This window comes from Rhodococcus sp. T7, from assembly GCF_009872365.1.
Classification (GTDB): Bacteria; Actinomycetota; Actinomycetes; order Mycobacteriales; family Mycobacteriaceae; genus Rhodococcus_F.
This window is the reverse complement of sequence record NZ_WXYH01000313.1, coordinates 1-531: the sequence shown is the minus strand read 5'-3', so window position 1 is coordinate 531 and position 531 is coordinate 1. Positions and strand designations below refer to the sequence as shown.

At 73.6% G+C, this 531-nt stretch carries 1 pseudogene; it reads right to left on the bottom strand.

The features are described from left to right. Nucleotides 1–12: 12 nt before the first annotated feature. Nucleotides 13–531, bottom strand: a pseudogene (locus tag MLGJGCBP_RS24515) (hypothetical protein); the annotation flags it as partial.

Sequence of the window (531 nt, the reverse complement as noted above, 5' to 3'; positions counted from 1 at the left end):
GTGGAGAGCGATTCAGCGCGGGATGGTGTGGCGGCTGTTGGTGGGGGCGTAGTTGTCACCGGCGAGGTCACCGGCTGCGCGGTTGGCGGAATGGCTCCCGCCAGCGGCGGCCGAAACCCATTTGCCGGCCTTGGCGCCGCTGCCCTTCTGCGGACCGCTGCCTCCCGCGGGGGCCGCGGATCGGGAACGTTGGTCACTGCGGCTCGGGGCGCTCGGCGAGGGTGTTCCGCGGCTCCCGCCGCCGTTTCCACCACCCCCGCGACCACCACCACCACCGCGACCACCACCATTACCTCCGCCGACGAGGCCGGGTGTGCCGCCACCCCCACCGCCGGAGAAGCCGCCGCCGGGGGGCACCGACTTGCCGCCGGCGAGCTTGCCGCCCATCAGGGCTTTTCCGCCTGTGGCGAGGGCTGCACCGGCCAGGAGGGCGGCACCGGCGGCCTGTGCGCCACCACCACCGCTCCCGACCGCGGATACAGCAGGAGTGATCAGCCGCATCAGAGCGGGCAGGACCAGTGCCGTAGCGGC